The 23,605-nt window shown below is 58.5% G+C and carries 22 protein-coding genes and 1 pseudogene; 16 read left to right on the top strand and 7 right to left on the bottom strand.

What is annotated here, in order from left to right:
• Positions 1–168: 168 nt before the first annotated feature.
• Positions 169–1,359 (top strand): cystathionine beta-lyase, encoded by a 1,191-nt coding sequence (locus FHX05_RS00895; protein ID WP_183870418.1) that lies wholly within the window; start codon positions 169–171, stop codon positions 1,357–1,359.
• Here the strand turns inward: FHX05_RS00895 and FHX05_RS00900 are convergent, their stop codons facing one another.
• Together FHX05_RS00900 and FHX05_RS00905 are read right to left on the bottom strand one after the other, a co-directional pair.
• Positions 1,360–2,523 (bottom strand): FAD-dependent monooxygenase, encoded by a 1,164-nt coding sequence (locus FHX05_RS00900; protein WP_183870419.1) that lies wholly within the window; start codon positions 2,521–2,523, stop codon positions 1,360–1,362.
• Between the two features lie 29 nt (positions 2,524–2,552).
• On the bottom strand, positions 2,553–2,798 hold the full coding sequence (locus FHX05_RS00905) for a zinc-finger domain-containing protein (RefSeq protein WP_015339780.1): 246 nt from the start codon (positions 2,796–2,798) through the stop codon (positions 2,553–2,555).
• Positions 2,799–2,998: 200 nt separating this feature from the next.
• Here FHX05_RS00905 and FHX05_RS00910 point away from each other — a divergent pair, with 200 nt between their 5' ends.
• Positions 2,999–3,784 carry an alpha/beta hydrolase gene (locus tag FHX05_RS00910; RefSeq protein WP_183870420.1) on the top strand — a complete coding sequence of 262 codons (786 nt, stop codon included), beginning with the start codon at positions 2,999–3,001 and terminating at the stop codon, positions 3,782–3,784.
• Between the two features lie 8 nt (positions 3,785–3,792).
• On the opposite strand, the gene FHX05_RS00915 is transcribed toward FHX05_RS00910, so the two are convergent.
• Positions 3,793–4,593 (bottom strand): enoyl-CoA hydratase-related protein, encoded by an 801-nt coding sequence (locus FHX05_RS00915; RefSeq protein ID WP_183870421.1) that lies wholly within the window; start codon positions 4,591–4,593, stop codon positions 3,793–3,795.
• 76 nt (positions 4,594–4,669) lie between these two features.
• Between FHX05_RS00915 and cysE the strand changes: the two genes are divergently transcribed.
• The 5 genes from cysE to clpA all read left to right on the top strand — a co-directional run bounded on the left by cysE (position 4,670) and on the right by clpA (position 9,765).
• Positions 4,670–5,533 (top strand): serine O-acetyltransferase, encoded by an 864-nt coding sequence (cysE, locus tag FHX05_RS00920; protein WP_112400491.1) that lies wholly within the window; start codon positions 4,670–4,672, stop codon positions 5,531–5,533.
• Between the two features lie 124 nt (positions 5,534–5,657).
• On the top strand, positions 5,658–5,861 hold the full coding sequence (locus tag FHX05_RS00925) for a DUF3126 family protein (RefSeq protein WP_015339784.1): 204 nt from the start codon (positions 5,658–5,660) through the stop codon (positions 5,859–5,861).
• A 352-nt stretch (positions 5,862–6,213) separates the two neighbouring features.
• Positions 6,214–6,579: a phasin family protein gene (locus tag FHX05_RS00930; RefSeq protein ID WP_075852495.1), complete on the top strand. Its 366-nt coding sequence runs from the start codon at positions 6,214–6,216 to the stop codon at positions 6,577–6,579.
• A gap of 287 nt (positions 6,580–6,866) precedes the next feature.
• A complete protein-coding gene (clpS, locus tag FHX05_RS00935) occupies positions 6,867–7,220 on the top strand; it encodes an ATP-dependent Clp protease adapter ClpS (protein ID WP_041677877.1) in 354 nt (117 codons plus the stop codon).
• A 10-nt stretch (positions 7,221–7,230) separates the two neighbouring features.
• Positions 7,231–9,765: an ATP-dependent Clp protease ATP-binding subunit ClpA gene (gene clpA / locus FHX05_RS00940; protein ID WP_132716500.1), complete on the top strand. Its 2,535-nt coding sequence runs from the start codon at positions 7,231–7,233 to the stop codon at positions 9,763–9,765.
• A gap of 109 nt (positions 9,766–9,874) precedes the next feature.
• On the opposite strand, the gene FHX05_RS00945 is transcribed toward clpA, so the two are convergent.
• The 4 genes from FHX05_RS00945 to FHX05_RS00960 all read right to left on the bottom strand — a co-directional run bounded on the left by FHX05_RS00945 (position 9,875) and on the right by FHX05_RS00960 (position 12,837).
• The gene (locus tag FHX05_RS00945) at positions 9,875–10,303 is read right to left on the bottom strand and encodes an HIT family protein (protein WP_095434798.1); all 429 of its coding nucleotides are present in this window, start codon (positions 10,301–10,303) and stop codon (positions 9,875–9,877) included.
• A 41-nt stretch (positions 10,304–10,344) separates the two neighbouring features.
• A complete protein-coding gene (locus tag FHX05_RS00950; protein ID WP_183870422.1) occupies positions 10,345–11,532 on the bottom strand; it encodes a GNAT family N-acetyltransferase in 1,188 nt (395 codons plus the stop codon).
• 118 nt (positions 11,533–11,650) lie between these two features.
• A complete protein-coding gene (locus FHX05_RS00955; RefSeq protein ID WP_183871157.1) occupies positions 11,651–12,370 on the bottom strand; it encodes a glycerophosphodiester phosphodiesterase in 720 nt (239 codons plus the stop codon).
• Positions 12,370–12,837: a RidA family protein gene (locus FHX05_RS00960; protein ID WP_132716503.1), complete on the bottom strand. Its 468-nt coding sequence runs from the start codon at positions 12,835–12,837 to the stop codon at positions 12,370–12,372. Before FHX05_RS00960 ends, FHX05_RS00955 begins: the two co-directional genes overlap by 1 nt.
• A gap of 136 nt (positions 12,838–12,973) precedes the next feature.
• On the opposite strand from FHX05_RS00960, the gene FHX05_RS00965 reads away from it, so the two are divergent.
• From FHX05_RS00965 to bamA, 9 genes and pseudogenes are all read left to right on the top strand, one after another.
• Positions 12,974–13,801: a cell envelope integrity EipB family protein gene (locus tag FHX05_RS00965; protein WP_015339792.1), complete on the top strand. Its 828-nt coding sequence runs from the start codon at positions 12,974–12,976 to the stop codon at positions 13,799–13,801.
• Between the two features lie 205 nt (positions 13,802–14,006).
• On the top strand, positions 14,007–14,774 hold the full coding sequence (gene rpsB / locus FHX05_RS00970) for a 30S ribosomal protein S2 (protein ID WP_069612086.1): 768 nt from the start codon (positions 14,007–14,009) through the stop codon (positions 14,772–14,774).
• A 272-nt stretch (positions 14,775–15,046) separates the two neighbouring features.
• Positions 15,047–15,973 carry a translation elongation factor Ts gene (gene tsf, locus FHX05_RS00975; protein ID WP_069612087.1) on the top strand — a complete coding sequence of 309 codons (927 nt, stop codon included), beginning with the start codon at positions 15,047–15,049 and terminating at the stop codon, positions 15,971–15,973.
• Between the two features lie 237 nt (positions 15,974–16,210).
• The gene (gene pyrH / locus FHX05_RS00980; protein ID WP_112610205.1) at positions 16,211–16,930 is read left to right on the top strand and encodes a UMP kinase; all 720 of its coding nucleotides are present in this window, start codon (positions 16,211–16,213) and stop codon (positions 16,928–16,930) included.
• Between the two features lie 56 nt (positions 16,931–16,986).
• A complete protein-coding gene (gene frr / locus FHX05_RS00985; protein ID WP_015339796.1) occupies positions 16,987–17,547 on the top strand; it encodes a ribosome recycling factor in 561 nt (186 codons plus the stop codon).
• 100 nt (positions 17,548–17,647) lie between these two features.
• Positions 17,648–18,397, top strand: a pseudogene (locus tag FHX05_RS00990) (isoprenyl transferase); the annotation flags it as partial.
• Positions 18,397–19,230, top strand: a complete 834-nt coding sequence (locus FHX05_RS00995; protein WP_112610207.1) for a phosphatidate cytidylyltransferase — start codon at positions 18,397–18,399, stop codon at positions 19,228–19,230. The pseudogene FHX05_RS00990 and the gene FHX05_RS00995, both read left to right, overlap by 1 nt.
• A gap of 126 nt (positions 19,231–19,356) precedes the next feature.
• Entirely contained in the window at positions 19,357–21,030 is a 1,674-nt protein-coding gene (gene rseP / locus FHX05_RS01000) for an RIP metalloprotease RseP (RefSeq protein ID WP_112610209.1), read from the top strand.
• 197 nt (positions 21,031–21,227) lie between these two features.
• Positions 21,228–23,561 (top strand): outer membrane protein assembly factor BamA, encoded by a 2,334-nt coding sequence (bamA, locus tag FHX05_RS01005; protein WP_112610211.1) that lies wholly within the window; start codon positions 21,228–21,230, stop codon positions 23,559–23,561.
• Positions 23,562–23,605: the final 44 nt, after the last annotated feature.

Genomic DNA, 23,605 nt, shown 5'->3' on the forward strand with positions numbered 1-23,605 from the left:
AAATGAGCGACGTTTTGCCAAAAAACTGCGCGAAAATGCGGTTTCTTCTCTCATTTTTGTTATTTTAGCCTTCGAATAATGTGAGCGCACTGGAAGCGCCGGGGTTGACCAGGCGGAGCTTGGTCGCCACAAATCCACTTTCTCGCAGCGCCAAAGGCATATCCGGACATGAAAGACAAAGACAACTTCCTGCAGAACGCCGGCATCAACACGCGTTTGTCCCATATCGGCAATTCGCCATTCGATTTCCATGGATTCGTCAATCCGCCCGTGGTGCATGCTTCGACGGTGCTGTTTCCTAATGCGCGGGTGATGGAGACGCATGACCAGAAATACACCTACGGTACGCGTGGAACGCCGACCACGGATGCGCTTTGCGAGGCGATGAATGCGCTGGAAGGCTCCGCTGGAACGGTGATCGTTCCCTCTGGGCTTGCTGCGGTAACGGTGACGTTTCTCGCTTATCTGTCTGCCGGCGATCATGCCTTGATCGTCGATTCGGTCTACGGCCCCACGCGATTCTTCTGCGATACGATGCTGAAGCGCCTCGGTATCGAGGTCGAATATTACGATCCTATGGTGGGTGCCGGTATCGAGCAGCTGATCAAGCCGAACACCAGGCTGGTCCATACTGAAGCGCCTGGCTCCAACACCTTCGAAATGCAGGATATTCCGGCTATTTCGGCGGCGGCTCATCGTCACGGCTGCGTCGTCGCCATGGACAACACCTGGGCGACGCCGCTCTATTTCAAGCCGCTCGACCATGGCGTCGACGTTTCCATTCATGCCGTGACGAAATATCCGGCTGGCCATTCAGACATCTTGATGGGAACCGTTTCGGCCAATGAAGCGCATTGGAAGCAATTGATCGCGGCGCATGGGCAGCTCGGCCTCTGCGGCGCGCCTGATGATGCTTATCAGGTCCTGCGCGGCTTGCGTACCATGGGCGTGCGTCTGGAGCGTCATCAGGAAAGCGCGCTTGCGATCGCACAATGGCTCGAGGGTAGAGAAGAAGTTGCGCGCGTGCTGCATCCGGCCCTGCCGAGCTTCCCGGGCCACGACTTGTGGAAGCGCGATTTCAAGGGAGCGAGCGGAATTTTCTCTTTCGTTCTGGCCGTCGACGATCCGCAAAAATTCAAGGTGAAGGCGCATGCCTTCCTGGATGCTCTGCGCATTTTCGGTCTCGGCTATTCCTGGGGCGGCTTCGAGAGCCTTGCACTGCAGGTCAACCTCAGTGACCGGCGCGTGACCAAGGCTCCGACGGAGGGGCCCGTTATCCGGCTGCAAATCGGCCTGGAAGACGTCGCCGACATCAAGGCGGACATCGAAAACGGCTTTGCTGCCGTCCGGCAGGCCTGATCAGCCGATGGCGCGATAGCCGTAGATCCAATCCATGTCCGCCGCGAGACTTTGCGGCGGGCGTAGCGAGAGGACGAGATCGCGCGCCAAGCGGATGGGGCCGCGTGCGTGATAGGCAAACTGGTTGAAGGCGGCGCGCTGGCGCAGGCGGGATATCCGCGGGGCTCGATGCCTCTCGTAGAGCTCGAAAGCTTCCGCGGGCTCGCGTCCCGAAAGCATGCCGGCAAGCTCGAAGGCGTCCTCTATTGCCATGGCCGCACCCTGGGCCGCAAACGGCATCATCGCATGCGCAGCGTCCCCGATCAGAATCGTATCGCTGCCATTATGCCATCGGCCCGCCTTCATCTCGTAGAGCGGCCAGAAGCTGGCCTGCTCCTGGGCTTCGAGCATTTGCAGGATCGTTCTGTTCCAGCCGGAAAAGCCGCGCAGCATCTGCTCACGCTGCGTTCTGTTGCCGGCTATGCCCCAATCGCGGCTGGTGCCGCTGCCGGAGACGATCGCGACGATATTGAAGGCGGCAGTTTCCCGAATGGGATAGCAGACGAGATGGCTCGATGGCCCGAGGAAGGCCGTAACGCTTGTCTTGCTCAGGACGGAAGGGGCGACCGCCTCAGGAATGGAGAAACGCCAGGCAATATTGCCCGAAAAGAGCGGCGAGGGCGCGCCTGGCACCATCGCGTGCGCTTTCGACCAGACGCCGTCGGCACCGATAACGAGATCGAACTGCTTTCCTGCGATCTCTTCCAGCGCCAGCTTGTTTTTGACGTCGAGGTGCCGGCCGAGATGCAGCCTGCATAGGGTATTGCCCGTCAACGCATCCAGAAGCGCCTTTTGCACGGTCGCCCGATGCGCGGTCCCGTAGGGCGCACCCCATCGCTCTCTTGCAAATTTTCCACAGGGAACCAACGCAACGGGACGCAGGGATGAGCCGGACACGAGCCGGACTTCCTCGGGCTCCAGCCAGAAGGATCGAAGTTTGTCGAGAACGCCGAGCGTATCGAGAATGCGGGAGGCATTTGGCGAAATCTGCAGGCCGGCGCCAACCTCGGTCAGCGCCTCTGCCTGTTCGAAAATGTCGGAGGCAATGCCATGTCGCGCCAGCGCCAGCGCCGCCGTCAATCCAGCTATTCCGGCGCCGATGATTGCGGCTGCTTTGATCGGCATTTTCTTGTGTCCGATCGGACGCTGTGGCGTCAGGCAGCCTTGAAATGGAAGACGCAGCCGGCCGGATTGGTCTGATCCGCCTTCAGCGACGGATTGTAGCGATAGAGCGTCGAGCAGTAGGAGCAGACCTTCTCGTTCTCGTCTCCGAGATCGATGAAGATGTGCGGATGATCATAGGGAACCGAAGCGCCGGTGCACATGAATTCCTTCACGCCGATTTCGATGACGCGATGTCCGCCGTCGTTCTGGAAATGGGGAATATTGTGGCCGGCCATGATGATCTCCGAATGCGTCTTGCCGTGAGCGGCATGAATGTTGCGCCAGACTTGGTAGCCCCTCTTTATAATCCTTCTTCCCGATTGTGTAGTGCGAAAGTCCGGCTTGATGCAGAGATTTTCGCAAGCGCAGGGTTCATTTGATATCGCCGATAAAATATGGTCCGCCGCCAAGAGGACCCATTTATAAAGACGAAGCCATGAATTTGAATGCTCCCAAGATGCTCCACTTTGTCCGAGATGGATTGAAGCTCGCCTTTTTCGACGAAGGAGATCCGAACGGCCCGCCGGTGTTGCTGATCCACGGCTTCGCCTCCACGGCGATTACCAATTGGGTCAATCCGGGCTGGCTGAAGACGCTCGGCGAGGCGGGTTGTCGCGTCATCGCCATCGACAATCGCGGTCACGGCTCGAGCGACAAACCTTACGATGTCGATGTCTATCACCCTTGGATCATGGCAGAGGATGCCGTGGCACTCCTCGAGCATCTAGGCATTTCAGAGGCGCATGTCATGGGTTATTCCATGGGCGCGCGCGTTTCGGCCTTCGTGGCGATCGCTCATCCGGATCGTGTCCGCTCATTGGTTCTCGGCGGTCTCGGCATTGGCATGGTTGAGGGCGTCGGCGATTGGGATCCGATTGCGGATGCGCTGGTGGCGTCGTCGCTCGATGATGTCACCCATGCGCGCGGGCGCATGTTCCGTGCTTTTGCCGAACAGACGAAAAGCGACCGTCAGGCGCTGGCCGCCTGCATCCAGGGCTCGCGCGATCTGGTTTCACGGGACGATGTGGCGAAGATCGAGGCACCGACATTGATCGCCGTCGGCACCAAGGACGATATTGCCGGCTCGGGCCAGGAGCTGGCCGCATTGATGCCGAATGCGCAGGCCATCGACATACCGAACCGCGATCACATGCTCGCCGTCGGCGACAAGGTTTTCAAAGCGGCGGTTCTGGAATTCTACCAGCGCCTGGACAAGCGCTAGGTTTCAGGTCACTTGCCGGTGAAATGCGGCTTCCGCCGCTCGGCAAAGGCGGCACGGCCCTCGGCGTAATCGGCGCTGTCGAAAGTCTCGGCGCCGATTACTTCCGCCTCGCGCAACAGGTCGCCATCCTGCTCGATGACGGCCCGGATCGCGAGTTTCGAAGCGTGCAGCGCGATCGGCGCATTGGCGGCGATGGCATGGGCGAGGGCGGATACTTCCTGATCGAATACGCTTGCCTCGACTTCCTCCAGAAGAAAGCCGACGGCAGCCATCTTCTCGCTCGACATGGAGGCCCCGGTAAACAAGGCAACCTTCGCCATCTGCTGCCCGAGCGCGTTGACGATATCCTGCACGGCGTCGGCGGGATAGGCGATGCCGAGGCGAGCGGCGGGAACGGAAAACCGCGCGCCTTTTTCGGCGATCCGCAGATCGCAGGCGGCCGCGAGCCCGAAGCCGCCTCCATAGCAGATGCCGCGGATTGCGGCGATCGTCGGCACGCGGCAGTGACGGATAGCCTCGAAAGCCCGGCTGTTCAGAGCCTCATAGGCGACTGCGGTCTCGGAATTCTTGCGAACGCTGTCGAATTCGCTGATATCGGCGCCGGCTGAAAAATCCACGCCCGTGCCACGCAGAACAATCACATGCGCATGGGCTTCATCGGTCAGAATGCGCGCTGCTTGCGGGATCGCACGCCACATGGCGGCCGTCACCGCATTCTTTCTGTCGGGGTTGCTGATCGCGATCATGCCTATGCCATCGCTGCATGTCGCGCGAATGAGACCGCCGGCAAAGTCATGCTCGAAAATCATATGCGACCAACCCATTTGTCTTGTGTGGCTTTTATTCTATATAATGCACCCCTGACAGAAAATCGGGAGACCGCCAATGGTCGCAGCAATGGATATTCGCCAGGTAGAGGGCTTGGGCGCAGTGAAGGTCATGGACCCGATCTGGGACAGCATGCGCGAGGAAGCACGCGCCGCTGCCGAAAAGGACCCGCTCCTTGCTGCCTTCCTCTATTCGACGATCATCAACCATCGTTCGCTGGAAGAATGCGTTATCTATCGCATTTGCGAGCGGCTCGACCATCCGGACCTGCAGGCCATCCTCCTGCGGCAGACCTTCGAGGAAATGCTGGCAGACTGGCCGGAGTGGGGATCGATTCTGCGCGTCGATATCCAGGCCGTCTATGATCGCGACCCTGCCTGCCTGCGGTTCCTGGAGCCGGTGCTCTATTTCAAGGGCTTCCATGCGCTGCAGACACATCGCCTTGCGCATTGGCTCTATAATCGCGGCCGCCGCGATTTCGCGCTCTATCTGCAGAGCCGCTCCTCCAGCGTCTTCCAGACCGATATCAACCCGGCGGCGCGCATCGGCAAGGGCATCTTCCTCGATCACGCGACCGGTCTTGTCGTCGGCGAGACGGCCGTGATCGGCGACAACGTCTCCATCCTGCACGGGGTCACGCTCGGCGGCACCGGCAAGGAGGGCAGCGACCGCCATCCGAAGATCGCCCATGGCGTCCTCATCGGCGCGGGCGCCAAGATTCTCGGCAATATCCAGATCGGCCATTGCTCGCGCATCGCCGCAGGCTCGGTAGTGCTGAAGGAGGTCCCCGCCAAGACGACCGTGGCCGGCGTTCCGGCCAAGGTAGTCGGAGAAGCAGGGTGTTCGGAACCTTCACGCTCGATGGACCAGCTGTTGGCCGAGCAATTGGTCGTGGATCAGATCATGGGCGCGGGAATCTAGAAAAATCCCGTGTGATTTTCGGAGGCTTGTGCTGCCGCTGAGGGGGTATGCGCGGTTCCGGTCTTTACACCGCCGCTTTTCCTATGCAAGAAGCGGCCAACCGAGATCCTCACGGAGAAGCATTGTGAAGCCTGAAGAAATCAAGAAGCTCGACGCCTATTTCAAGCGCACGTTCAACCCGCAGGTCGTGGTGAAGGCCCGCCCGCGCAAGAACGATTCTGCGGAAGTCTATCTCGGCGAAGAATTTCTGGGTGTCGTCTATATCGACGATGAAGATGGCGACCGCTCCTATAACTTCTCGATGGCCATTTTGGACGTCGATCTCTGATTCCATCGATCTCGTATAGTGATCGAGTATTCCGGCCGTATTTCATTGAAATGCGGCCTTTTTCTTTGGCAGTTATCAATTTGATCATTCCGCCACCGTTTTGATCTCTTGCGGCTTCTTTCTGACCAAATGCCAATATTTTAATCAAAGCCTGTGGTTGCAGGCCCGATGATATATTTTAGAAAAAACAAAATGATGCGCAGCACTCATCACTAGCGGCATTAGGGTGTTATCTAAAATACAACTAAAAGGGGTTATTGCGACGCACAAGACTACTTGACTATTTGTGCATTGCATTTAAGTTTTACCCCTGTAAACCGGCCACCGGTCGGCCAACAAGGGACGGAGAAGCATGTTCAATTTCGATGAAGCCAACAAGAAGGGCAAGGAAGCCATGGACACGGCGCTGAAGAGCTATTCCGATGTCACCAAGGGTTTTCAGGCGATCGCCGCCGAAGCTGCTGAATACTCCAAGAAGTCTTTCCAGGATGGTGTTGCGCACTTCGAAACGCTCGCCGGCGTCAAGAGCTTCGAAGCTGCCTTCGAACTGCAGAGCAGCTATGTGAAGTCCTCCTACGAAAATTTCGTTGCCGAAGCCACCAAGCTCGGTGAAATGTATGCCGATCTCGCCAAGAACGCCTACAAGCCCTACGAGGCGCCCGTCGCGGCTGCAACGAAGGCTGCCAGCAAGGCAGCAGCTACGGCGACCGCCGCTTAAGCTTTCGCCGAAAGGCAAAATTTCCGAAAAGGCCGGCTGCGCGATGCGTGGCCGGTCTTTTGCGTTTTGGTGCATCGAACCAAAGGCGAAGATATGCAGCGACTTTTTTGACCGCAGCCCGCTTTGTCAGCGAATTATGATTGCAGTGTCCCGCAAGGGGCTTAAAATCCCGCCAATATGAACTAAGTTAGAGGTTCGGATATCCGGCCCGACCAAGTGAAGAACCCAACCCCAGTGCCAAGTCGGAATGCGATAGCTTCTGCCGGATGATTTGAGGATTGAATGAAATGATCGCTGAGCCGATCCGGATGCAAAACAACAGCGAAAGGAACGGGGACAACGGAAACCGTGGGACCTCGGTGATTACACGCACCAAGCCCAAAACCAAAAAACCGAACCTGTACCGCGTGCTGCTTCTGAATGACGACTATACGCCCATGGACTTCGTGATCCATATCCTGGAGCGTTTCTTCCAAAAGGATCTCGAAGGCGCCACCCGTATCATGCTTCATGTCCACAACCATGGCGTGGGTGAGTGCGGGATATATACATATGAAGTAGCCGAAACGAAGGTGAGCCAGGTGATGGATTTTGCCCGGCAGCACCAGCATCCGCTGCAATGTGTTATGGAAAAGAAGTGAGGATCTGAACGTGCCAACATTTTCGCCTAGTCTTGAGAAGGCGCTGCATCAGGCACTGACCTACGCGAACGAGCGGCATCACGAGTATGCCACGCTGGAACATCTGCTTTTGGCGCTGGTAGACGACGCCGATGCCGCAGCTGTCATGGGCGCGTGCAATGTTGATCTCGACGCGCTCCGTAAGACTCTGACTGAATACGTCGATAATGAACTCTCCAACCTGGTCACGGGCTATGATGAGGACTCGAAGCCGACCTCCGGCTTCCAGCGCGTCATCCAGCGCGCCGTGATCCATGTGCAATCTTCCGGCCGCGAGGAAGTGACGGGCGCCAATGTTCTCGTCGCGATTTTCGCGGAGCGGGAAAGCCATGCTGCCTTTTTCCTGCAGGAGCAGGAAATGACCCGCTACGACGCGGTCAACTACATCTCTCACGGCATCGGCAAGCGCCCGGGTTCCTCCCAGACCCGCACGCCGCGCGGCGCCGAGGAAAGCGAATCCGAGAGCAAGCCGACCTCCCGCGGCGAGCAGGAGGAGGGCAACGGCAAGAAGCAGCAGGATGCGCTGAAGGCCTACTGCGTCAACCTCAATGAGAAGGCCAAGAGCGGCAAGATCGATCCGCTGATCGGCCGCCACTCTGAGGTCAACCGCACCATCCAGGTGCTGTGCCGCCGCTCGAAGAACAACCCGCTCTATGTCGGCGATCCCGGCGTCGGCAAGACGGCGATTGCCGAAGGTCTTGCCAAGCGGATCGTAGAAGGCAAGGTGCCTGAAGCTCTGGCCGATGCCACGATCTTTTCGCTGGATATGGGCACGCTGCTTGCCGGCACCCGTTATCGCGGCGATTTCGAAGAACGCCTGAAGCAGGTCGTCAAGGAACTCGAAGAGTATCCGGGTGCCGTGCTGTTCATCGACGAAATCCACACCGTTATCGGTGCAGGCGCCACCTCCGGTGGCGCGATGGATGCGTCGAACCTGCTGAAGCCTGCTCTTTCCTCTGGCGCGATCCGTTGCATCGGCTCGACCACCTATAAGGAATACCGTCAGTTCTTCGAAAAGGACCGGGCTCTCGTCCGCCGCTTCCAGAAGATCGACGTCAACGAGCCGAGCATCGAGGATGCCATCGAAATCATGAAGGGCCTGAAGCCCTATTTCGAAGAGTATCACCACCTGCGCTACTCGAACGACGCCATCAAGTCGGCGGTCGAGTTGTCGGCCCGCTATATCTCCGACCGCAAGCTGCCGGACAAGGCGATCGACGTCATCGATGAAACCGGCGCCGCGCAAATGCTGTTGCCGCCCTCGAAGCGTCGCAAGCTGATCACTGAGCGCGAGATCGAGGTGACGATCGCCACCATGGCCCGCATTCCGCCGAAGACGGTTTCCAAGGATGACGAGATGGTTCTCGCCAACCTCGAGCAGGAACTGCGTTCGGTCGTCTACGGCCAGGATACGGCGATCGAAGCACTTTCGACTTCGATCAAGCTGGCACGTGCCGGCCTGCGCGAACCGAACAAGCCGATCGGCTGCTATGTCTTCTCCGGCCCCACCGGCGTCGGCAAGACGGAAGTCGCCAAGCAGCTTGCCTCGTCGCTCGGCGTCGAACTGCTGCGCTTCGACATGTCGGAATATATGGAGCGTCATACGGTTTCCCGTCTGCTTGGTGCACCTCCCGGCTACGTCGGCTTCGACCAGGGCGGCCTCCTGACCGACGGTGTCGATCAGCATCCGCACAGCGTGGTTCTGCTCGACGAAATCGAGAAGGCGCATCCGGATATCTTCAATATCCTGCTGCAGGTCATGGACCACGGCGCGCTGACCGACCATAACGGCAAGAAGATCGACTTCCGCAACGTCATCCTGATCATGACGACCAACGCGGGCGCTTCGGAAATGGCCAAGGCTGCGATCGGCTTCGGTTCGTCCAAGCGGACCGGCGAAGATGAAGAGGCTCTCAACCGCCTGTTCACCCCGGAATTCCGCAATCGTCTGGATGCGGTCATTCCCTTCGCACCGCTGCCGACGACCGTTATCCACAAGGTCGTGCAGAAGTTCATCATGCAGCTGGAAGCGCAGCTTTCCGAACGGAACGTTACCTTCGACCTGCATGAGGACGCCATCGCATGGCTGTCCGAGAAGGGTTACGACGACAAGATGGGCGCCCGTCCGCTGGCGCGCGTCATCCAGGAAAACATCAAGAAGCCGCTGGCGAATGAAATCCTCTTCGGCAAGCTGAAGAAGGGCGGCGTCGTCACCGTCACGGTCGGCAAGAAGGAAGACGGCTCGACCGGCATCCTGCTCGAGGCGATCGCCGACACCGCTCCGATCCGGCCGAAGCCGGAAGCCGAAGTGGGCGATGTGCCGGCCGAGGTGGAAGAGGATGACGGCGACACGACAGTCAAGGCCAGAAGCCGCGTCGGTAAGGCTGCAACGGCAGCCGATAGCCGCCGCTCGGCTAAAGCCGCGACATCAGGTGAAAGCGGTGAGTCCGAAGGCAAGTCACCGCGTAAGGGCGGTGGCGCGGTTCCGAAGGTTCCGCGTAAGTAGTCACCGATCGGTGATTTGAGAAAAATGAAACGGCTGCATTAGAGATAATGCAGCCGTTTTTATATGGTTATGAGAAAAATCTCAGAGAGGACTTGAGGAACTCAGCGCATCAAGCCAGCGCTTCGATGATCTTCCTCGCGTTTTCCGCCAGCACGGCGCCATCCTCCATCTTGCCCGAATGCGGCTTCAGCGCGACACCCTCGATGCGCGGAATAACGTGGAAATGCAGATGGAAGACGGTTTGTCCCGCGGGGGGCTCGTTGAACTGCGCGATATAGACGCCGTCCGCGTCGAAGGCTTCCCGAACGGCGACGGCGATCTTCTGTACCACAGTGATAGCCTGCTGCAGGGCGGCCGGATCGGCGTCGAAAATATTGCGGGAGGGCGCCTTCGGCACGACAAGCGTGTGGCCCGGCGACTGCGGCATCACATCCATGAAGGCGACTGTGTGCTCATCCTCGTAGACGCGGTAGGAAGGGATCTCGCCCTTCAGGATCTTTGCGAAGATATTGTTGTCGTCATAGGCGGGGCTGGTCATCCAGTGTCTCCTCGTCTTGCATTTGTGTTTATGCCGAACGGTTAGATATCCTGCCGCTCGCCCTTGCGGAAGGGGCTGTGCTCGGTGAGGATTTCGCTCATCTCCTCCACTTGTTCCCGCTCATGCTTCAGATAGTCCGCAACGGCGCGTCGCAGGCCCTGATGGCCGATATAGTGCGCGGAATGCGTGATGACGGGAAGATAGCCACGCGCCAACTTGTGTTCGCCCTGCGCCCCGGCTTCCACGCGCTTCAAGCCTTTACTCAGCGCAAAATCGATCGCCTGATGATAGCAGACTTCGAAATGCAGAAAGGGATGATCCTCGATGCAGCCCCAATGGCGGCCGTAAAGCGTCTCACCGCCGATGAAGTTGATGGCGCCGGCGATGTAACGTCCTTCGCGCTTCGCCATGACGAGCAGGATATCGTCAGGCATACGCTCGCCGATCAGCGAATAGAATTTCCGCGTGAGGTAGGGGCGGCCCCATTTGCGGCTGCCGGTATCCATATAGAAGGCGAAGAACTGGTCCCATATGCCTTCGGTCAGATCGCTGCCGGTCAGCCAGTCGATGGTGATGCCGTGCTCGACCGCCGCGCGCCGTTCCTTCTTCAACGCCTTCCGCTTGCGCGATGCCAGCGTCTCCAGAAACGCGTCGTGATTGGCATAGCCCTCGTTGATGAAGTGGAACTGCTGGTCGGTGCGATGCAGATAACCGTCCGTTTCGAAAACAGAAATCTCGTCTTCCGGCAGGAAGGTGATGTGCGCCGAGGAAACGCCGAGCTGCCGGGTGACCTCTTTCAGGCTCTCGGCAAGCGCCGGCTGCAGCACGCTTCGGTCCTGTCCCTCAGCGACGAGCAGCCGCGGTCCCGTGGCGGGCGTGAAGGGAATGGAGCACTGCAGCTTCGGATAATAGCGGCCGCCGGCCCGTTCGAAGGCATCGGCCCAGCCGTGGTCGAAGACATATTCGCCCTGGCTATGGCTCTTCAGGTAGCCCGCGACGGCACCAAGCAATTCGCCGCCGTCGGTTTCGAGCAGCAGATGACTGCCGAGCCATCCCGCCTTGTCAGTCGCGGAACCGGACTCCTCAAGCGATGAGAGGAAGGCGTGCGAGATAAAGGGATTGTAGGGCAGGACGCTGCCGGTTCTGGACGCTCCGGCGAGCTTCGACCAGCTTTCCGGGGCGATATTCTTGAAGGATCGTTCGACTCGAATGGATAATTCGTCTGTCATCAAACTCTTGCGCTTGGAAGGAAGGGGCTCTCACCGCTGCGCCATCCGCCCGATGGGCTGTTGTCGGCGCAGCGGCAATTTGGGTATGCGCAAAGCCTCTCCTTCAATCGATGCCGATTTACGAGGCCAGGCGCGGATCAAAACCTTCGAAGGTCATCTGGTCTGCGTTGGCAAATGTATGTTTGCGGGCCGCTTCGTCGCGCACGGTCCAGGTGATGACCGGAATACCGCGCTGGCGTTGCGCCGTAACAAAGGGGTTCGGCAAGTGGCCGTAGAAATACGAAATGAAGTCTAGCCCAAGATGCATGGCTTCGTCATGCTGAAAAAACGTCTCAGGCTTGTTTCCTTCGGCCGTCAGCCCCACAGGGTAGGGTGCTTCCAGCGCCTTGAGGTCCTTGAGCAGCCAATGGTCGAAACTCATCAGGGCCACATACCCTTTATAGCCTTCGAGCACTTCGAGAACGGATTCCGCAAAGCCTTCGTCATCGCCCTCGCGTCCTTTCAGCTCAAGCACGAGCGGCACCTTGCCGCCGCAGAGCTGCAGGAGTTGCTTCAGCGTCGGGATCTTGTCGTTCGTACCGCCGATAGAAAGCAGGCCGAGTTCCGCCGAGGTGCGCTCGCGCACTTCGCCCGGCAGATTGCAGACGCGCTGGAGGTCGTCGTCGTGGAAGACCACGGGAACGCCGTCCGAGGCGTAGTGGAGATCGCACTCGATGGCAAAGCCGGCTTCGATAGCGCGGCTGAAGGCGGAAAGCGTGTTCTCCCAAACTTCTTTATTCATGTCATGATAGCCGCGGTGAGCGACGGGGCGCTCGGTCAGCCAGGCAAGCTTGCTCATCATGCAATTTCCAGAATGGCATCGATTTCAACGGCGGCATTGAGCGGCAGGGCAGCCATGCCGACGGCGGCGCGGGCATGCTTGCCGGCTTCGCCCAGTACGTTTGCCAGAAGATTGGATGCGCCGTTGATCACAAGGTGTTGTTCGACGAAATCGGGCGTTGAGGCAACGAAGCCATTGAGCTTGATCAGCCGCTTGATCCGGCCGAGATCGCCGCCGAGGGCAGCTTTCGCCTGGGCGAGAATATTGATGGCGCAGAGCTCTGCCGCACGCTGGCCGGCGGCTACATCGACGTCCTTGCCGAGATGACCTGTTACGCCGATCTTGCCGTTTTCCATCGGCAGCTGGCCCGAAAGATAGAGAAGATTGCCGCTGATGACATAGGGAACGTAATTGGCGGCAGGTGCTGCAGCCTGCGGCAGAACGATGCCGAGTTCCTTCAGGCGATCCTCGATAGCGTCGGACATTATTCATCTCCCGTTTTGTTGTAAAAACTTCAAAAATCCGGCATCAAGACTAAATTCGGTCACTTAGGATCGGCAGCCTCGTTTCAGCCGAAAGCGTTCTTATAACATCGCGTGCGAGTCCAACAGGAGATAATGAATGTTCCGCTCGAGTCTTGCTGCTACCGTTTTTTCGGGCCTGAGCATTCTGTCCCTAGGGGCTTCGGCAGCCCATGCGGCCGGTCCAAGCGGGCTGATCGCGCATCGCGCCGTCTACGAGCTCGAACTGAAGGATGCTTCTGATCGCTCCGGCATTTCCGGCATGGTCGGCCGGATGGTCTATGAGTTTGAAGGCTCGGATTGTACCGGATTCACCACTAATTTCCGTTTCGTGACCAAGATCGACACCGGCGATTCCACTCGCGTCAGCGACCAGCAGACGACGACCTTCGAGGATCTCGGCAAGCGCTTGTTCCGCTTCGAAACCAAGTCCTATACCGACAGCCAGCTCGACAAGGATGTGCGCGGTGCGGCAAGCGACGACCAGAAGGGCATCAAGGTGGACCTCACGCAGCCGCACAACAAGCAGGTCCAGATCATCGAGAGCCGTTTCCCGACGGAGCATATGCTCGACATCATCCATAACGCGAAGCTCGGCAAGAATTTCTTCGAGGCGCAGGTCTTCGATGGTTCGGACGACGGCGACAAGCCGCTGATCGCCACCACCGTCGTCGGCAAGGAGCAGACGCCGGCCACCGATGATCCCGATGCTGACAAGGCTGGCGCCTTCTCCAAGACACCTTTCTGGCCGGTGACCGTGGCTTATTTCAACGAAAAGTCCACGGGCGACGCCGTACCTGTCTACCGTATGTCCTTTAAACTCTACGAGAACGGCATCACGCGCGACCTCACCATGGATTATGGTGACTTCGTGCTGACCGGTAAGCTCACCAAGCTTGAAGTTCTCGGTACGAAGGCCTGCCAGTAGCCAGCTGCGGGACGGATTGAGGTAAGAATCGGCTATTTTAAGCCTCAAGCCTTGCATTCCACGCGAATCGAATGTATGGGCACCGGCATTCCACACGTAAGGCATGGGATTGTCCGGGAGAAATCCGGATTGTTCCGCCCGGTGGCATTCTCGAAGAGGGTGCTGTTCGCCTTGCGGAGGTTCAACCGGAAAAGGATACAAAGGCATGGCATTGCCCGATTTTTCTATGCGCCAGCTTCTTGAAGCAGGTGTTCACTTCGGCCACCAGACGCACCGCTGGAACCCGAAGATGAAGCCGTACATTTTCGGCGATCGTAACAACATCCACATCATCGACCTTGCCCAGACGGTTCCGTTGCTGAGCCGCGCTCTGCAGGTTGTCAGCGACACCGTTGCCCGTGGCGGCCGCGTCCTGTTCGTCGGCACCAAGCGTCAGGCGTCCGAACTGATCGCTGACAGCGCAAAGCGTTCGGCTCAGTACTACGTTAACGCCCGCTGGCTCGGCGGCATGATGACCAACTGGAAGACGATCTCCAACTCGATCCAGCGTCTGCGCAAGCTCGACGAAATCCTCTCCGGCGAAGCCCAGGGCTTCACCAAGAAGGAGCGTCTGAACCTTGAGCGCGAGCGCGAAAAGCTCGACAAGGCCCTCGGCGGTATCAAGGACATGGGCGGCACGCCGGACCTGATGTTCATCATCGACACCAACAAGGAAAAGATCGCGATCGACGAAGCCAAGCGCCTCGGCATCCCGGTCGTCGCCATCATCGACTCGAACTGCGATCCGGACCTGATCGACTATCCGATCCCGGGCAACGACGACGCCTCGCGCGCCATCGCTCTTTACTGCGACCTGATCTCGCGCGCTGCCATCGACGGTATCGCTCGCCAGCAGAGCGCATCGGGCCGTGACCTCGGCGCTTCCGAAGAAGCTCCGGTCGAGCCGACCCTGGCGGACGGCACCGAAGCCTGATCGCGCCAAGAGGCGGACAATAAACTGTCCGCCCAAGCGCAATGACATCCGGGATAAGGCCGTTTGCGACTTAACAAGTTCGAGCGGCCTTATCGCGTTTTTGGTAACAGCTCGCCTGGACGGAAAATCCAGGCATGTTCCAATCAAGAATTCCACAGTATGACGCTGCTTCATAACGCTGTCATACTTACGGGTACATTTCGTCCCTCAAATCGGTGCCGCTTCGGCTTGACGCCCTTCGCCGCACCGTATGAACCGACAAGAGGAAGCTTATGACCGAGATTACGGCTGCACTGGTGAAAGAACTGCGCGAAAAGTCTGGCGCAGGCATGATGGACTGCAAGAAGGCGCTGACCGAGACGAACGGCGATATCGAAGCCGCAATCGACTGGCTGCGCGCCAAGGGCATCTCCAAGGCCGACAAGAAGTCCGGCCGCACCGCCGCTGAAGGCCTGATCGCCATTGCCGGCGCCGGTCACAAGGCCGTTGTTGTCGAACTCAACTCCGAAACGGACTTCGTTGCCCGCAACGATGCCTTCCAGGACCTCGCTCGCGGTATCGCCGAAGTTGCGTTGTCCACCGACGGCACGGTTGAAGCTATTTCGGCTGCGACCTATCCCGCATCCGGCAAGCCGGTCGCCGACGCCATCAAGGACGCGATCGCAACCATCGGCGAGAACATGACGCTGCGTCGTGCCGCTAAGCTGGAAGTAGAGCACGGCGTCGTGGCGACCTACATCCATAACGCTGCCGGTGACGGTATCGGCAAGCTCGGCGTTCTCGTCGCCCTGAAGTCGGTCGGTGACAAGGCCGTTCTGACGTCGATCGGCCGTCAGATTGCCATGCACATTGCTGCTACCAACCCGCTGGCTATCCGTGCCGAAGAAGTCGATGCCGCCGTCGCCGAGCGCGAGCGCAACGTCTTCATCGAACAGTCCCGCGAATCCGGCAAGCCGGAAGCCATTATCGAAAAGATGGTCGAGGGCCGCATGCGTAAGTTCTTCGAGGAAGTCGCTCTTCTCTCGCAGGCTTTCGTCATCAATCCGGACCTGACGGTCGGTGCTGCCCTCAAGGAAGCTGAAAAGACTGCCGGCGCCCCGATCGAAATCACCGGCATGGCCCGTCTGCTGCTCGGCGAAGGCGTCGAGAAGGAAGAAAGCGACTTCGCCGCAGAAGTTGCAGCTGTCGCCAAGGGCTGATCTGAGCATTTCCAGGAAAAGTGCCTAGCGGTTTTCCGTTCGGAATGCGTAAGGAAACAAAACGATACGGCTTTTCCGCAGTTTGAAGACGTGCGGAAAAGCCCGATCGAAAAGAGACATATCCCGGTTTGGTGAAACCATATCAGGGAAAACGTCAGGGCATCGCGTGACAACGCGGTGCCCTTCGTGTATCCGGCTTTCACAATCATTCCCCGGTGATCACTTCAAGGAGCTACGATGTCCCAGCCGATCTACAAGCGCGTGTTGCTCAAGGCCTCCGGTGAAGCTCTGATGGGCAGTCAGGGTTTCGGTATCGATGTCACCGTCGCGGACCGGATTGCCGGCGACATTGCGCAGGCGCGCGAAATGGGTGTCGAGGTCGGTGTCGTCGTCGGCGGCGGCAACATCTTCCGCGGGGTAGCCGTGGCTTCCAAGGGTGGGGACCGCGTGACCGGGGACCACATGGGCATGCTCGGCACGGTCATCAATGCATTGGCCCTGGCGACCTCGCTGCGCAAGCTTGATATCGATACCGTCGTGCTCTCGGCCATCTCCATGCCGGAAATCTGCGAGAGCTTCTCGCAGCGCGCCACGCTTTACCACCTCTCGCTCGGCCGCGTGGTGATCTTCGCCGGCGGTACCGGCAATCCCTTCTTCACAACCGATTCTGCCGCAGCGCTGCGTGCCGCCGAAATGGGCGCCCAAGCGATCTTCAAGGGAACTCAGGTCGATGGCATTTATTCCGCCGATCCGAAGAAGTTCCCCGATGCCGAGCGCTTCGATCATCTGACCCATAGCCAGGTGCTCGAAAAGGGGCTAGCCGTCATGGATGTTGCAGCCGTTGCGCTTGCACGCGAAAATTCCATTCCGATCGTCGTCTTCTCCATTCACGAGAAGGGCGGTTTCGCGGAAATCTTGACCGGCGGCGGCCGCAAGACCATCGTATCAGACAATTGATATTCCTGTGACGTCGGGTCAGCCCCGGTGTCGCCTCACTACAGGGGAGCATAGACATGAGTGAAGCCAGCGATCTCAAGGAACTGAAGCGCCGTATGGATGGCGCCATTGCGGCATTCAAGAGCGATATCGCCTCACTGCGCACCGGGCGTGCATCCGCCAACATTCTCGATCCTGTGACGATCGAAGCTTATGGCTCGCGCATGCCGCTGAACCAGGTGGCCAACATCACCGTGCCGGAGCCGCGCATGCTGACCGTGTCGGTATGGGACAAGTCGATGGTCAGCGCCGCCGAGCGAGCCATTCGCGAATCCAATCTCGGCCTCAATCCGATCGTCGATGGCCAGAACCTGCGCATCCCGCTGCCGGAACTCAACGAAGAGCGGCGCCGTTCGCTGGTGAAGGTCGCCCACGAATATGCCGAAAAGGCGAAGGTAGCGATTCGCCACGTGCGTCGCGATGGCATGGATGGCCTCAAAAAGGCCGAAAAAGACGGCGTAATCGGTCAGGACGAGAGCCGCTCGTTGTCCGAACGTGTGCAGAAAATGACGGATGAGACGATTTCGGAAATCGACCGCTTGCTAGCCGACAAGGAAAAGGAAATCATGCACGTCTGATCGTACGCTGGGGAGTGTCGAGCTTTTCGCAATATTGAAAGCCGCGACCGCGCCCTAGATTACCAGACCATAGCATCTTTCCGCTGAACGAAACCGGACCCATATGTCAGCTCCTACGTTGTCTGCCGTACCTGAACACGTTGCCATTATTATGGATGGCAACGGTCGCTGGGCCAATGCGCGCGGCCTGCCGCGCACCATGGGTCATCGCAAGGGCGTGGAGGCGGTTCGGGAGACGGTGCGGGCGGCGGGCGACATCGGCATAAAATATCTGACGCTGTTTGCCTTCTCTTCGGAGAATTGGCGCAGGCCCGAGGCGGAGGTGAGCGATCTCCTTGGCCTTCTCAAGGCCTTCATCCGTCGGGACCTTGCCGAACTTCATCGCCAGAACGTACGTATCCGCGTCATCGGCGATCGTACCGGTCTGCGTGGCGATATCCTGCCCCTGCTGCTCGAGGCGGAGGAGACCACCAGGAACAATACGGCCCTGACGCTGGTCATTGCCTTCAACTATGGCTCGCGCGACGAAATCACGCGTGCCTTCGTAAGTCTTGCCAAGGATGTCGAAGCCGGAAGGCTGCGCCCGCAGGACATCACTGCGGACTTGGTCGATGCCCGTCTCGACACGGCAGGTATTCCTGATCCGGATCTCATCATCCGCACGAGCGGCGAGGAGCGGCTCTCTAATTTCCTGCTCTGGCAGGCCGCTTATTCGGAATTCATGTTCGTGCCGGATTATTGGCCTGATTTCAGCCGCGAGCTTTTCTTCTCGGCGCTGGAGAAATATGCTGCTCGCGACCGGCGTTTTGGCGGCCTTTCCGCCAAGCAGGCGGCGGCCGTGGGGTCCTGATGAGCCGCGAACTCAGGCTGCGCATTATCTCTGGCATTATTCTCGCTGTCGTCGTTCTTGCTGCTACCTGGTATGGCGGCACAGGCTTTCGCCTGTTGGCTGCCGTGATCGGGCTGCTCGTCTATTATGAATGGTCGACGATATCGGATCTGCATGGCCGCGATCCTCAGGGAAACGCGCTCGGCTGGCTTGGGCTCGTATTGATCGCCGGCGCGACCGTGTTGAGCGAATCCGTCTATTCCATAGAGGTTCTTGCTGCCTTCGTCGCTGTCACGGCGATCATGGTCGCGGCGCGCGGCAAGAGCTGGTGGCTGCCGGGCGGCATATTCTATTCCGGACTGACGGCGATTGCCCTTGCCGAGATTCGCGATGACGATTTTCGCGGTTTCGTGCTGATGCTGTTTATCTTTGCCGTGGTATGGGCGACTGATATCTTTGCCTATTTCGTTGGCCGCGCTATAGGCGGGCCGAAGCTTGCGCCACGCATATCGCCGGGTAAAACATGGTCGGGCGCAATCGGAGGCGCCGTCGCAGCCGTCGTGGCGGGAGCCGCTGTCGTCTGGAGCTTCTTTTCAGCTGAAGACCTGTGGATCCCCGTCCTTGCCCTGGTGCTTTCGGTCTGCAGCCAGATCGGCGACCTATTCGAGTCATTCATCAAGCGCAAGTTTGGCGTGAAAGACTCCAGCCGTATGATTCCCGGACATGGCGGCGTCATGGATCGGGTCGATGGACTAATTTTTGCTTGTTTTGCAGCGTTTTTGTTGGCTATCGTAATATCGCTGACAATGGGCGGCGAGACCTTATCATTGGGCGGCGTTCTGCTCGGGGTCTGATACCAGAGCAATTTCAGGAAAATCGCTCAGCGGTTTTCCGTCCGGAATTGCGAGAAAACAGAAAGATGGGGTAGTTCGGAGCTTCCGTGAAAGCTTGAACCACTCCAACACGAACAGGATCGTTGCATGGGTAGCGCGGCTGGCTTCATCGGTTTCTTGACAAACAACGTTATTACGTTTGTTTTTGTGCTGTCGCTGCTCGTTTTTGTGCACGAAATGGGCCATTACCTGGTGGGCCGTTGGTCGGGCATCCGCATTATGGCTTTTTCGATCGGCTTCGGGCCGGAGATTGCCGGATTTACCGACAGGCACGGCACCCGCTGGAAGCTTTCCCTTATTCCGCTCGGCGGTTATGTGCGATTCTTCGGTGATGAGGATGCCTCCAGCAAGACCGATGTGGATCAGCTCTCGGCGATGACGGAGGAGGAGCGCGCTCAATCCTTCGCCGGCGCCAAGCTCTGGAAGCGGGCCGCAACCGTGGCAGCGGGCCCGATTGCCAATTTCCTGCTCGCAATTGTGATCTTTGCCGTTCTTTTCAGCGTCTACGGCCGCACGGTCGCTGATCCTGTCGTTGCAATGGTGACGCGTGACGGCGCGGCCGCGGAGGCTGGCATTGAACCAGGCGACCGCCTGATCGCTGTCGATGGCAACAAAGTGACGACTTTCGATGAAGTGCAGCGCTATGTCGGCCTGCGCCCGGGCCGTACTATCGTACTGACTGTCGACCGCGACGGTCAGAATCGCGATTTCCGAATCGTGCCGAAGCTGGTGGAGGACACGGATCAGTTCGGCAACAAGATGGAAATGGGTCGCATCGGCATTGCGCTGGTCGATCCGGTCGTCACTGCGGTGGAGCCGGGTGGACCGGCGGCAAAGGCCGGCGTGCAGGCGGGAGACCACTTGATTGCCGTTGATGGCAATAATGCTGCCACCTATTACGATATCGGCCGCTACATCGCCGAGCACCCTGGCAAGAGCGTCGTGCTGACAGTTCAGCGTAATGGCGTGATCCGCGATTTCACGATGACGCCCGAAACATTGCCGGATACGGATGCATCCGGCAATAAGAAGGATGTCGGCAGCATCGGCATCGCGCCGATCGATCCGTTGATTGCGTCGATCGGTGCTGACAGCCCGGCCCAGGCGGCAGGCTTGGAGCTCAGTGACCGCATTCTTTCTGTGGATGGACGAGCGATCGGCTCCATCGGTGAGGTGCAGCGTTACGCTGCAGCTCATGCCGACAAACCCATCACGCTCTCGGTGGAGCGCAACGGCCAGACACGCGAAGTGGCCGTGACGCCGAAAAAGTCGGAGGAGACCGATGTCTTCGGCGCTCGGACGGAGATTGCCACGATCGGGATCGGCGACGGACAGAAGCCGATCAAGCTGCGTTACGAGGCTTATGGGCCGCTGCGGGCGCTTTCCGAAGGGGTGAAACAGACCGGCAGTATCGTTTCCGGTACCTTTGAATATCTCGGCAACGTCATCGGCGGGTACATGAAGGCCGATCAGCTCGGGGGACCTATTCGGGTTGCGCAACTTTCGGGGCAGATGGCAACCCTGGGTTTTGCCGCGGTGCTCCAATTCGCCGCCATACTTTCTGTTTCAATAGGGTTATTAAATTTGATGCCGGTCCCGGTACTTGATGGCGGCCATCTGATGTTCTATGCGATTGAAGCCGTAAGGGGAAAACCTCTGGGTGCACGGGCGCAGGATATCGCTTTCCGGATTGGATTTGCGATGGTGCTCTCGCTCATGGTGTTTGCGACCTGGAACGATATTAGTTCCCGAATAGGCTAGTGGGGCGACGAGAGGAAAATTACGATTTATTTACGATGTTTCAAAGCGGTAGTGGCGAATGGGCCACGGTTTGAAATGAAGTAAACAGAAATTAACGTGCTCCCTTGCTTGTATGTCAAAAGCGGGTAAAACGACACACGTGGCCGGAATCGGGTTCGCTCGAGGCTGGGGACGATTGAAAAAAGGTAAGAAGTGAAATGAAGGCTGGTTCAAAATTTTTGAACGCAGTGTCGGCGGTAGCGCTGTCTGCAGGTGTTGTTGCGTCCGGCGCTGGTGTGATCACCCTTGCCTCTGCTTCTGTCGCTGAGGCAGCTGTTATTCAGCGGGTTGACGTTCGCGGTGCTGGGCGCGTCGGCGAGACGGCCGTCCGGGATAATATCACGATCAAGCCCGGCAAGAGCTTCTCCGCCAGTGACATTGATGCTTCGGTGAAGCAGCTCTATGCCACCGGATATTTCTCCGATGTCCACATTACCGTTTCGGGTAGCGCGCTGGTTGTATCGGTCAGCGAAAACAAGCTCATCAACGCTGTGGTCTTCAACGGCAACCGCAAGATCAAGGACGACAAGCTTCAGGGCATCGTCCAGACGCATGCTGCAGGCCCGTATAACGAGGCGACCGTTCAGGCTGACGTCAAGACCATCAAGGATGCCTATGCATCCATCGGTCGTAACGATGTGCAGGTGACCACGCAGACCGCCGAGGTCGCGCCGGGCCGTCTGAACGTGGCCTTCGTCATCAACGAAGGCGAGCGTACCAAGATCGACAAGATCAATTTCTCGGGCAACCAGGCCTATGGCAGCGGTCGCCTTGCTTCGGTCATCGGCACGAAGAAGAGCAACTTCCTCTCGTTCCTGACGCGTAAGGACGTCTACAGCCCCGAGCGCCTGCAGGGCGATCAGGATCAGCTGCGTCAGTTCTACTACAATCATGGTTATGCCGACTTTCGCGTCGTCAGTGCCGATGCGACGCTGAATGAGCAGAACAACGAATACACACTGAATTTCAACGTCGATGAAGGCCCGCGTTACACCTACGGCGACATAAACGTCATCTCGACCGTCGAGGGCATCAATGCCGACGAGCTGAAGGGCCTTGTCATCACCCACAAGGGCGATGTCTACAGCGCCAAGGATATTCAGACTTCGATCGAGAACATTTCCAAGCGCGTCGCGGCTGCCGGCTATCCGTTCGCCCGCATCACGCCGCGCGGCAACCGTGATCTGTCTGGTCATACCATCGGCATCGAATATCTCGTCGACCAGGGTGAGCGCGCCTATGTCGAACGTATCGAAATCCGCGGCAACACGCGCACGCGCGATTACGTCATCCGCCGCGAGTTCGACCTGAACGAAGGCGATGCTTTCAACCAGGAAATGATCACGCGCGCCAAGCGTCGTCTTGATGCGCTCGGCTACTTTACCAAGGTCGATATCTCGACGGCTCAGGGCAGCGCTCCGGACCGCGTCGTTGTTATCGTCAATGTTGAAGATCAGCCGACCGGCTCCTTCGGTATCGGCGCCGGTTACGCTGTCGGCAACAATGGCGGCCTGCTTCTCGAAGCCTCGGTCGAAGAAAAGAACTTCCTCGGTCGCGGTCAGTACATCCGTCTCGCCGCAGGTGCCGGCACGGAAGGCAATCGTACCTACAACATCTCGTTCACCGAGCCTTATTTCCTCGGTTATCGTCTGGCTGCCGGTTTCGATATCTTCAAGAACCAGACGTCGAGCGACGATTACTACGACTATTCGGAAGAAGGCTTCTCGCTGCGCGTCACCGCGCCGATCACCGAGAACCTGGCAACGACGCTGCGCTACAACTACAAGCGCTTGACCTACGACGGTACGAACGATTGGCAGAACAATCTTTCGGCTCCGTATCTCAATCTCGTCGAGAACGGTCCGTGGGTGCAGTCGACGGTTTCGCAGACCTTCACCTACAATACGTTGGACGATCAGAACCTCCCGCGTGAGGGCATCATCGCCAAGTTCACGCATGAATTTGCGGGTCTCGGCGGCGACTCCGACTTCTACAAGCTGAGCGGTAAGGCTCGTTACTACCAGATGATCAGCGACGAAGCCGATATCATCGGCTCGCTGACGGTGGGTGCCGGCTACGTGATGCCGACGAATGGCAAGCTGAACGTCTTCGATCAGTTCACGCTCGGCGGCCGCGAAATCCGCGGCTTCGAGAATGCTGGTATCGGTCCGCGTTCGTCGCATGGCGATCCGCTTGGTGGCACGACTTACTTCACGGCTTCGGCTGAAGCGAGCATGCCAATGCCGGGTGTTCCTCAGGATATCGGTCTGCGTATCGCAGCCTTCGCTGATGCGGGCACGCTCTACGGCAACAAGGCGAATCTCTTCGGCGATACCCTTCATAACGACAGCTCGATCCGCGCATCGCTCGGTGCCGGTCTGATCTGGTCGTCGCCGTTCGGTGTCATCCGCGTTGACTATGCGGTGCCGGTCTTGAAGGAAGATTACGACAAGACTGAGAATTTCCGGTTTGGCATCGCCAACCAGTTCTGATATCGGCAGTCCAGAACTGCGGGCTTGAACACCGTTCTGGAGCT

The sequence above is a fragment of the Rhizobium sp. BK491 genome (genome assembly GCF_014194925.1).
Taxonomy (GTDB): Bacteria; Pseudomonadota; Alphaproteobacteria; order Rhizobiales; family Rhizobiaceae; genus Rhizobium.

What these genes read in the sequence shown, in the direction of transcription:
- FHX05_RS00945 (WP_095434798.1), bottom strand. Translation starts at nt 10,303, where the DNA reads ATGACCAGCCCCGCCTATGACGACAACAATATCTTCGCAAAGATCCTG.
- frr (WP_015339796.1), top strand. Translation starts at nt 16,987, where the DNA reads ATGAGTGAAGCCAGCGATCTCAAGGAACTGAAGCGCCGTATGGATGGC.
- clpS (WP_041677877.1), top strand. Translation starts at nt 6,867, where the DNA reads ATGATCGCTGAGCCGATCCGGATGCAAAACAACAGCGAAAGGAACGGG.
- FHX05_RS00905 (WP_015339780.1), bottom strand. Translation starts at nt 2,798, where the DNA reads ATGGCCGGCCACAATATTCCCCATTTCCAGAACGACGGCGGACATCGC.
- FHX05_RS00900 (WP_183870419.1), bottom strand. Translation starts at nt 2,523, where the DNA reads ATGCCGATCAAAGCAGCCGCAATCATCGGCGCCGGAATAGCTGGATTG.
- FHX05_RS00930 (WP_075852495.1), top strand. Translation starts at nt 6,214, where the DNA reads ATGTTCAATTTCGATGAAGCCAACAAGAAGGGCAAGGAAGCCATGGAC.
- pyrH (WP_112610205.1), top strand. Translation starts at nt 16,211, where the DNA reads ATGTCCCAGCCGATCTACAAGCGCGTGTTGCTCAAGGCCTCCGGTGAA.
- FHX05_RS00915 (WP_183870421.1), bottom strand. Translation starts at nt 4,593, where the DNA reads ATGATTTTCGAGCATGACTTTGCCGGCGGTCTCATTCGCGCGACATGC.
- FHX05_RS00965 (WP_015339792.1), top strand. Translation starts at nt 12,974, where the DNA reads ATGTTCCGCTCGAGTCTTGCTGCTACCGTTTTTTCGGGCCTGAGCATT.
- FHX05_RS00910 (WP_183870420.1), top strand. Translation starts at nt 2,999, where the DNA reads ATGAATTTGAATGCTCCCAAGATGCTCCACTTTGTCCGAGATGGATTG.
- bamA (WP_112610211.1), top strand. Translation starts at nt 21,228, where the DNA reads ATGAAGGCTGGTTCAAAATTTTTGAACGCAGTGTCGGCGGTAGCGCTG.
- cysE (WP_112400491.1), top strand. Translation starts at nt 4,670, where the DNA reads ATGGTCGCAGCAATGGATATTCGCCAGGTAGAGGGCTTGGGCGCAGTG.
- FHX05_RS00955 (WP_183871157.1), bottom strand. Translation starts at nt 12,370, where the DNA reads ATGAGCAAGCTTGCCTGGCTGACCGAGCGCCCCGTCGCTCACCGCGGC.
- FHX05_RS00960 (WP_132716503.1), bottom strand. Translation starts at nt 12,837, where the DNA reads ATGTCCGACGCTATCGAGGATCGCCTGAAGGAACTCGGCATCGTTCTG.
- FHX05_RS00995 (WP_112610207.1), top strand. Translation starts at nt 18,397, where the DNA reads ATGAGCCGCGAACTCAGGCTGCGCATTATCTCTGGCATTATTCTCGCT.
- FHX05_RS00950 (WP_183870422.1), bottom strand. Translation starts at nt 11,532, where the DNA reads ATGACAGACGAATTATCCATTCGAGTCGAACGATCCTTCAAGAATATC.
- rseP (WP_112610209.1), top strand. Translation starts at nt 19,357, where the DNA reads ATGGGTAGCGCGGCTGGCTTCATCGGTTTCTTGACAAACAACGTTATT.
- FHX05_RS00895 (WP_183870418.1), top strand. Translation starts at nt 169, where the DNA reads ATGAAAGACAAAGACAACTTCCTGCAGAACGCCGGCATCAACACGCGT.
- tsf (WP_069612087.1), top strand. Translation starts at nt 15,047, where the DNA reads ATGACCGAGATTACGGCTGCACTGGTGAAAGAACTGCGCGAAAAGTCT.
- rpsB (WP_069612086.1), top strand. Translation starts at nt 14,007, where the DNA reads ATGGCATTGCCCGATTTTTCTATGCGCCAGCTTCTTGAAGCAGGTGTT.